This window comes from Ferroacidibacillus organovorans, assembly GCF_001642725.1.
GTDB lineage: Bacteria > Bacillota > Bacilli > Alicyclobacillales > SLC66 > Ferroacidibacillus > Ferroacidibacillus organovorans.
Genome location: NZ_LSUQ01000084.1, coordinates 1 through 8,730 on the forward strand (window position 1 = coordinate 1; position 8,730 = coordinate 8,730).

Consider the following 8,730-nt stretch of genomic DNA (forward strand, 5'->3'; position numbering starts at 1 on the left):
GGCCGTGCTCTGCCTCAATCAACACATCATGCGCAACCAAGCGCGGGTCGACCGATCCGTCCGTCAGGATGATCGCCTCACTCGGTCCTGCCGGAACACCCGGATCGATCGCACCCATCACAAGGCGTTTGGCGGCAGTTACGTACGGATTTCCAGGACCTAGAACCTTTGCGCACTTGGGCACCGTTTCTGTACCATAGGCGACTGCCGCAATCGCTTGGGCGCCGCCCACCTTGTAAATCTCGCGAATACCGAGCAAGTCGGCCGCAAAGAGAATCGCAGGATCCACCTTTCCCACCTCATTCGGCGGTGTCAAAACGATGATCCGCGCTACACCTGCGACAACTGCCGGCGTGCCAAGCATCAAGAGAACCGATGGGAAGCTCCCTTTCCCGCGCGGGACATAGAGCGCCACGTCCGGGATGGCGGTTACCTTTTCACCTGCCATGATCCCCTGATCCACTTCCATCATCCACATTGGTTCGGGCATTTGCGCCTCGTGAAAGCGCCGTATGTTTCTCGCCGCATAGCGCAGCGTTTCTGCAGTGCGTTCGTCGACCTGCGCAGTGGCCTCCCGAATTTCTTCTTCCGTAACGCGCATGCTTCCCGGATTTAGTCGCACACCGTCAAATGCCTCCGTGTAGGCATAAAGCGCTGTATCCCCCTCTCGCCTCACGGTGTCACAAATCTCGCGCGCCACTTCCATCTGTGCAGAAATGTCGCTTCCAGCGCGGCGCAAGATGCGATCTTGTTCGGATTGCGTCAATTCACTCATGCGGTAGCGTGCGATCACGAAACTCTCTCCTTCAATTCTGTTTGTTTCCACTTCCATATTCACTTTATTACTCTACTATACTAAAGTGAACCGAAAACGCCAACCCTTATACGCCATCTCTCTCTCTTTCAAACTGTGTCGCTTTGAGATGCTCGATAAAACGAAGTGCAATACCGTCTTGCACCTGTCGTTTTGACGTAACCAAATAGAGCGTTCGTGGTTCCTTAAACCGATGGTAGATGGCCAGATCCGCGCGCTGTGCCGCGCGCGCTGAGACCACCCCGAATCCGATGCCAGACGCAACCATCGCAACAAGCGTGCTCGTATCTTCCACATGAGCAATCACACGTTGGCACGTCGGGTCAATCCCTGCTTTGCGCAGCGTTGTTTCCAGTGACGTCTGCGTCCCCGATGTCCGCTCACGGCCAATCATCGGAAGCGCTTGAAGTCTTTGCTGATCAAGCCCATGGGCAAACAACGTTGAGAGATCCTCCCACTGATCGTTATAAAGCGTCTCTAGATTCAGGTGTGACACATCACGCGGGCTAATGAGGACGAGTTCATCCTTCCCTATCGGCGTCACAGACAGTTCCTCGTGACTCGGCTCCGAGCCTACGATCGCAAGGTCGACTGCACCTTGCAAAAGGCGCTGTACAATGTTCCCGGAGGAGGCCACCGTCACGTTCAACTCGACGTGTGGGTAGTTCATGCGAAATTCGCGGAGCGCAAGCGGCAAGAGATACGTTCCGGGAATCGTACTGGCACCTACGCGCAGTCTTCCGCGCACAACCTCTTGCATTCCCCTACAATAATCGACAAGTCCCTGGTACTCTTGAAGGAGACGCTTGCCCGTTTGGTACGCTCTGACACCCGCTTCTGTCAATTGAACACTCGCCGCGTCACGCAAAAAAAACGTGACACCGAGTTCGTCTTCAAGCGATTTGATCTGTTTGCTAATCGCAGGTTGCGTCAAACCCATCGCGTGTGCCGCGTCCGAAAAACTTCGCCGATCAGCCACTTCAATGAGTGCGTGAAAGCGCCGCAGGTTCATGGCCATCCCATCCATTCTTTTTGTCCCTATGCTATCATGACAAGATAGGAAAGTCAGGAAAGAACTGACACGTAAACGTGGGAGGAGACCCTGCACCATGAACAAACGCACCGCGCTGATCACTGGCGCAAGCTCAGGAATTGGCGCCGCAACCGCGCGGCAATTGGCAGAACTTGGATTCGACCTCATGCTTGGCGCACGCCGTGAAGCGCGCTTGGAAGAAATCGCGGCGGATGTGCAGTCGCGCGGCGCGCGCGTTTTTTCACGCGCGCTTGACGTCACTGTTGGAGCGAGCGTGACGTCATTTGTCAAAGAGGCGCAAAACGCGTTTGGGCGCATCGACGTCTTGGTGAATAACGCGGGTTTGGCGCGCGGTGTCACACGAATTGCCGATCAGACGAGCGATGATGAGTGGCAAGAGATGCTAGATACAAACGTCTTAGGGCTCCTGCGCGTCACGCGGCTCGTCGTGCCGATCATGATTGAACAAGGATTTGGCCACGTCGTCAATCTGGGCTCGACCGCAGGACACGACGCGTATGCTGGGGGCTCTGTCTACTGTGCGACAAAGTTTGGCGTGCGCGCCATCACAAGTGCGCTGCGCCAAGAACTCTTGGGGCATCCCATCCGTGTCACATCGGTCGATCCGGGCATGGTTGAGACCGACTTTAGCGTTGTTCGCTACTCTGGGGACAAGGATAAAGCGGATGCGGTGTACTCAGGTGTCACACCACTCACCGCCGAAGATGTGGCAGACGTGATCGCGTTTGCCGTCACGCGCAAAGCGCACGTTGACCTTGATACGATTGTCATGCGACCTGTTCAGCAAGGCCCTTATGGGCAACTCGCTCGCGCGTGAGTCATTAACTCGCGAGCCGGACATATAAAACGCGACGTGTGAAGGTCCCCTTCTCACGTCGCGTTTTTTTCATCCATACGCTTTTCTACGACTGCTGTAGCGCCATCCCCGCCCCAAACCCTTTTAGAAATTGCAAAAGTGTCCGCAGTCCGCTACTGATTTCAGGATCTTTGAGCGCCTTGAGAAGATCAAAGACACCGATTCCGCTCTTTGACTGTTCAGTCGCCTCAGCCGCTGCTTTCACACCGCGCGCAATCCCGCGCAAAAGCGCCGTGAGCGCTTCACTGTCGAATTGACTGAACCCTCCCGCGAGGGCAAACACGTTTTTGATGCCGCCCGTGTACTCCGGTTTGGCCACTTGGTTGACGATGACCGTCATCACAGGATCGAGTTGTTCAAAGAGCGCCGTGATCATCTGCAAAACTTCGCGCTCATTTAAGATTTGCAAAAGCGCGATGCCATGTTTCAAGGCGTCGCGATTGGCGTAAAGCAGTTCCGTCATCTCCCGCGTTGTCTGCTCTGTCGCGATTGCACCTGCATCCTGCGCCATGACACGCGTGCGAATGGCTTGTGCCACGTCGATTCCTCCTTTAGCGAGTTCTGAGATCGTCAGCGCGCGGCTCTTGCGCGATTTGTTCATAGTCTGCGCGTTGCCATTTCTCCAAAACCAACACGCCCGGTTGCGGGTTGGGGTGACCGAGCCGATAATTGCCGCGAACAATTGGCGACTCGCCTTCCTCTTCAAGAATCTCAAGCATCACCGACATCTCTTTGTACGCAGGCGTATGTGTGTACGTGTCGTGATAACTGCTGGTCAAATAATTGACCGCCTCTTCATCGTTTGGCGTATTCATCGGGAGATAGAGCTCGTTTAACGCCACCCGATCGGTTACGACAGCCTTTACCTTCACCTTTCCATAGGGCGACGTGAGCCGCACGAGCGAACCCGTTTTGACACCGCGCGCATTCGCCAACTCCGGCGACACCTCCACATACGTGTCAGGTACCTTCTCTTTTAATCCAGGTACGCGATACGTCATGTTGCCCTCGTGAAAATGTTCAAGCATGCGGCCATTGTTGAGATGCAGATCATACTTTTCATCGAGTTCCAGCGGCTTGGTCCATTCCACAGGGTAGAGGTGTGCCTTACCATCCGGTTTTGCAAAGCGTTCAAGATAGAGTACAGGCGTATCCGTTCCATCCTCTTGCACAGGCCATTGTAAACTTTTAAAGCCCGCTAAACGCTCATACGTCACACCCGCATAGAGTGGCATTAACGCGCTCGCTTCGCGCATGATCTCTTCCGGGTGACCATACGTCCATCCCGCTCCAAGGCGATTGGCGAGTTGCATCATGATTTTCCAATCAGGCTGTGAATCAGCGAGTGGTGGAAACACCTCATACAATCGCTGAATGCGCCGCTCCGTATTGGTAAACGTCCCTTCTTTTTCAAGGCTCGGCGAGGCCGGAAGAATCACGTCTGCAAACTCTGCTGTTTTCGAGAAGAACACATCCTGTACCACGAGAAACCGAAGTTTTGAAAATGCCGCTTGCACATGATTGGAATTTGCATCCACAAGCGCCATATCCTCGCCAAAAATGTACATCGCCTGGAGTTTTCCTTCGTGAATTTTTTCGACCATCTGGTGGTTGTCAAGCCCCGCTGACTGTGGAAGCGGCGTTCCCCACACCTTTTCAAAGCGCTCGCGAACCTCAGGATCACTCACGGATTGATAGCCTGGAAGAAGACCCGGCGCCGCCCCAAAATCCCCAGCGCCTTGCACATTGTTATGACCGCGCAGTGGGTATGCACCTGTCCCCGGACGACCGACATTACCGGTCACCGTCAACAGATTGCAAATCGCCGTACTCGTGTCGCTCCCGCCCATATGCTGGGTGACGCCCATCGCCCACAGGATGCACACGCGTTTAGCCTCGTTTATCATCGTCGCGACGGCAACGAGCGTCTCCCGCGACAAACCTGTTTTTTCAACCGCATCTTCCAGCGTAAACGCGGCGAGACTCTCGGCATACGCGACGAACCCGCTCGCGCGCGACTGAAGGAATGCATTGTCGTGCCATCCCTGATCAAGGATGTATTTTGTCACGGCAGACAGCCAGATCAGATCCGTGCCCGGTTGAGGATGAATGAAGAGGTCTGCGCGCGCTGCGAGATCGTGCCTCCGCAAATCGGCGACGAGCAACTTCAGAGTACCGCGTTTGTGCGCGCGCCGAATGCGCGTTGAAAGCACCGGATGCGATTCCGCCGGGTTGGCTCCGATGACGATGACTAGATCTGCATTCGCAATATCTTCCATGCTCCCCGTATCTCCACCGAGTCCAAACGTGCGTTTGAGCCCCTCTGTCGCCGGCGTTTGACAGTAGCGCGAACAGTTGTCGATGTTATTTGTCCCCATCACCGCGCGCGCCAGTTTCTGCATGAGATAGTTCTCTTCATTCGTACATTTCGAGGAGGAGATATAGCCGATCGAGTCAGGCCCGTGTCTCATCTTGATCTCCCGCATGCGCGTCGCGACAAGATCTAAGGCCTCGTCCCACTCCGCTTCATAAAAAGAATCCCCGCGCCGAATCAACGGTTTGCGCAAGCGTTCACGGTCATTGACAAAATCCCAGCCAAACTTGCCTTTGACACACGTGGAGATGCCATTCGCCGGCGCATCCGTATTCGGTTCAACTTTGAGAATCTGGCGATCTTTCGTCCAAATTTCAAAACTGCATCCTACACCACAATACGTGCAGACCGTTTTTGTACGCTTAATACGCGATTTGCGCATCGCCGCCTCTACCTCAGAAACGGCAAAGATAGGTCCGTAACCAGGTTCAGCCACTTTCGTAATCTCGATCATCGTCTCCAACAGCTCTGGGCGAATTCCCGTGAGAAAACCGGCTTCCCCAAGCATCGATTGCTCCATGAGCGCATTGCATGGACACACGGTGACACAGTGACCGCAAGAGACACACGACGAGTCATTAATCGGGACATCCTGGTCCCAGATGACCCGTGGTCGCTCGCGCGCCCAATCGATGGAGAGGACTTCACTCACTTGGAGATTTTGACATGCTTCGACGCAGCGGCCACAAAGGATACACTGATCCGGGTCGTAGCGATAAAATGGATTGGAGAAATCTTTCGCGTAGGGTTTTGTCGAGAAGGGGTATTTTTGGTGTTCAATCTGAAGGAGTTCCGCCGTGTTGTGAACGACACAATTTCCGTTGTTATTGTCGCACACCGTACAGTACAGTTCGTGATTGTGCAGGATGCGATCCATCGCCTCTTTGCGAGCCGCCTGTACCCGCTCTGAGTCATAGACGACCGCCACCCCTTCGCGAAGAGGCGTCGCGCACGCGCGCACAAGCGCGCCATCCACTTCCACAATGCACGTATCACACGTTTCGATCGATCCTAATGTCGGGTGAAAACAGACATGCGGAATTTCCATTCCGCGCAAAAGCGCGTCTGTGAGAATGGTTTTTTGCGTTTCAACACTTCCATTGGTACCGCGCGGTGCTGTTGAATCCGGCTCTAAAAGGGTCGCCATTCGTGTTCCTCCCACCGTTTCTACACCTACTCAGCGTAGTGTTTCAAAGCAGTGGAAGGGTTATCCGCGCGGTGCTATAAATAAGCTTACCAGGGAACGGATTGTCCATTAAAGACGAGCGTCCCGACAATCTCTGCGCGCAGTGAGTGCGCCACAGAACAATACTTATCCTGCGAAAGTTTGACCGCGCGCAACACTTTATTGACGTCTGCGTCCGGTGCGTCCACAACGTAGTTCATGACGATTTTTGTAAAGAATTCTGGCGGTTCTGCCGCGCGTTCTCCATCTGCCGTAATCTCAATGCGCAGTGGGGTAATGCGCATGCGTTCGAGAATCAAGCTCACGTCGATCCCAGTACACCCGCACAGTCCCATGAGCACAAGTTCCATCGGACGTGGTCCAACATCATCCCCGCCAGCATCTGGTTTCGCATCGATGACAACCGTCTGCCCATTGGACGCAACCGCTTCAAAACGGCGCTTTCCGCGCCACGATACGCTCGTTTTCATCTTTCGCGCCTCCCTGTCCCGTTCTAAAAAAGATCCATACTCAGATAACGCTCTCCCGTGTCTGGGCATAGCGCTGCGATGCGAGCGCCGGCACCCATTTCCTTTGCCACAAGCGATGCCGCATGCACCACGGCGCCACAGGAAACACCTAAGAGCAGCGCCTCTTCCCGCGCGAGGCGACGCGTCATCTCGATCGCATCCTCATCTGACGCCTGAAGAATACGATCATAGATCGACGTGTTTAAAATCGATGGAATAAATCCAGGACTGGTCCCAACAATTTTGTGCGGCCCCGGTTCACCACCTGAGAGTACAGGCGAGCCCTTTGGCTCAACGACGATCACACGGATGTGGGGCAGTGCCGCTTTTAGCGTTTCACCCACGCCTGTCACCGTTCCCCCCGTACCCGCAGAGCAGACAAATGCATCGATCCGCTGATCCATCTGCTCGAGCAGTTCAGGCGCGGTTGTCAAGCGATGCGCATGTGGGTTTGACGGATTGTCAAACTGTCGCAACACAATCGCGTCCGCACCGCGCTCCCGGCAGATTTCCTCCGCACGCGCCACGGCCCCGCCCATGCGCAAATGGCCAGGCGTGAGTTCTACCTCTGCGCCATACGCCTTCAAGATGGCGATGCGCTCACGTGTCATCGTGTCTGGCATCACAAGAATCGCTCGATACCCGTACGCTGCCGCAACCATCGCGATCCCGATGCCTGTATTGCCACTCGTCGGCTCAACGATAGTCATCCCCGGTCGCAGGCGCCCCTCGCGCTCTGCCGCGCGAATCATTTCAAGCGCTGGGCGGTCTTTTACGCTGCCGCCTGGGTTGTGTCGCTCAAGTTTGACAAACACCGTCCCGGAACCCTCGGGAATCACGTGACGAAGACGCACAAGCGGCGTATTTCCAATCAGTTCGGTGATCGAATCGACAACCTTCATGTTTATTCCCTCGCATTCCTTGTCTCTTCACGCGCCGATAAAAGCCGCGCGCGCTCCGCTTCAAATCCCGGCTTGCCGAGTAGCGCAAACATGTTTTTCTTGTACGCCTCCACCCCCGGCTGGTCAAATGGATTGACGCCAAGAAGGTATCCACTGATTGCACATGAAAGTTCAAAAAAATAAAACAGATAACCAAGACTCTGTTCACTCATGTCATCCATTTCAAAAAGCACCTGCGGGACGCGACCATCCTCATGTGCGAGCATCGTCGCGCGCAGCGCCGTGTCATTGACATGTTGAACGCTTTGTCCCGCCAGATAGTTCAGCCCGTCCGCGTCACTTGCGAGTTCGGGAATCGTAAGGGCGTGTCGCGGACTCTTGACGCGAACGACCGATTCAAAGAGAATGCGCGCACCCTCTTGGACATACTGCCCCATCGAGTGAAGATCTGTCGAAAAGTCAAGAGAAGTTGGAAATAAGCCGCGCCCGTCTTTTCCCTCACTCTCGCCAAAAAGCTGTTTCCACCACTCTGCGATATAGTGAATCCCTGGTTCATAGGATACGAACGCCTCGATCGCGCAACCTTTGCGCAAGAGAATGTTGCGAAGCGCCGCGTATGCATACGCGTCATTTTTCGAAACATCTGACTCAGAAAGCTCCTGTTTTGCGCGACGCGCGCCTGCCAGGAGTGCGTCAATATCAACGCCAGCTACGGCAAGAGGAAACAGCCCAACCGGTGTAAGAACCGAATAGCGCCCGCCAACGTCATCCGGAATGACAAACGTGGCGTACGCCGAGGCGCGCGCCATCGCTACGAGCGCGCCGTTTGCGCGATCCGTCGTTGCAACGATCCGCGTCGCGGCGTCCTCTTTGCCGTATCGTTTCTCCATGTATGCTTGTAAAAAGCGAAACGCCAGCGCCGGTTCGGTCGTCGTCCCCGATTTTGAGATCACATTGACCGCCACATCATAACGATCGAGATCCGCTAAGAGTTCCGAGAGATATGTCGCGCTCATGTTGTGGCCAGCATAGACC

At 54.9% G+C, this 8,730-nt stretch carries 8 protein-coding genes; 1 reads left to right on the forward strand and 7 read right to left on the reverse strand.

What is annotated here, in order from left to right:
* Together hisD and AYW79_RS14505 are read right to left on the reverse strand one after the other, a co-directional pair.
* The coding region (gene hisD / locus AYW79_RS14500; RefSeq protein ID WP_067567385.1) for a histidinol dehydrogenase at window positions 1–793 on the reverse strand (793 nt) is incomplete at its 3' end.
* 88 nt (window positions 794–881) lie between these two features.
* On the reverse strand, window positions 882–1,826 hold the full coding sequence (locus tag AYW79_RS14505) for a LysR family transcriptional regulator (protein WP_197460975.1): 945 nt from the start codon (window positions 1,824–1,826) through the stop codon (window positions 882–884).
* Between the two features lie 97 nt (window positions 1,827–1,923).
* Between AYW79_RS14505 and AYW79_RS14510 the strand changes: the two genes are divergently transcribed.
* Window positions 1,924–2,685 carry an SDR family NAD(P)-dependent oxidoreductase gene (locus tag AYW79_RS14510; protein WP_067567391.1) on the forward strand — a complete coding sequence of 254 codons (762 nt, stop codon included), beginning with the start codon at window positions 1,924–1,926 and terminating at the stop codon, window positions 2,683–2,685.
* Between the two features lie 85 nt (window positions 2,686–2,770).
* Here the strand turns inward: AYW79_RS14510 and AYW79_RS14515 are convergent, their stop codons facing one another.
* The 5 genes from AYW79_RS14515 to AYW79_RS14535 form a co-directional block, all read right to left on the reverse strand.
* Complete coding sequence (locus tag AYW79_RS14515) at window positions 2,771–3,262, reverse strand: helical membrane plugin domain-containing protein (RefSeq protein ID WP_067567394.1); 492 nt, start codon at window positions 3,260–3,262, stop codon at window positions 2,771–2,773.
* 13 nt (window positions 3,263–3,275) lie between these two features.
* Window positions 3,276–6,245, reverse strand: coding sequence for a formate dehydrogenase subunit alpha (gene fdhF, locus AYW79_RS14520; RefSeq protein WP_067567397.1), 2,970 nt, complete (start codon window positions 6,243–6,245; stop codon window positions 3,276–3,278).
* 86 nt (window positions 6,246–6,331) lie between these two features.
* Entirely contained in the window at window positions 6,332–6,754 is a 423-nt protein-coding gene (locus AYW79_RS14525; RefSeq protein ID WP_067567400.1) for an OsmC family protein, read from the reverse strand.
* 23 nt (window positions 6,755–6,777) lie between these two features.
* Window positions 6,778–7,695, reverse strand: a complete 918-nt coding sequence (gene cysK, locus AYW79_RS14530) for a cysteine synthase A (protein ID WP_067567403.1) — start codon at window positions 7,693–7,695, stop codon at window positions 6,778–6,780.
* Window positions 7,696–7,697: 2 nt separating this feature from the next.
* Window positions 7,698–8,730 (reverse strand): glucose-6-phosphate isomerase (locus AYW79_RS14535; RefSeq protein ID WP_082864672.1); only part of this gene is annotated, 1,033 nt, incomplete at its 5' end.

Bases quoted from the DNA above. Each gene is read 5' to 3' on its own strand.
- AYW79_RS14505 (WP_197460975.1), bottom strand. From the start codon at position 1,826: ATGAACCTGCGGCGCTTTCACGCACTCATTGAAGTGGCTGATCGGCGA.
- AYW79_RS14510 (WP_067567391.1), top strand. From the start codon at position 1,924: ATGAACAAACGCACCGCGCTGATCACTGGCGCAAGCTCAGGAATTGGC.
- fdhF (WP_067567397.1), bottom strand. From the start codon at position 6,245: ATGGCGACCCTTTTAGAGCCGGATTCAACAGCACCGCGCGGTACCAAT.
- AYW79_RS14525 (WP_067567400.1), bottom strand. From the start codon at position 6,754: ATGAAAACGAGCGTATCGTGGCGCGGAAAGCGCCGTTTTGAAGCGGTT.
- cysK (WP_067567403.1), bottom strand. From the start codon at position 7,695: ATGAAGGTTGTCGATTCGATCACCGAACTGATTGGAAATACGCCGCTT.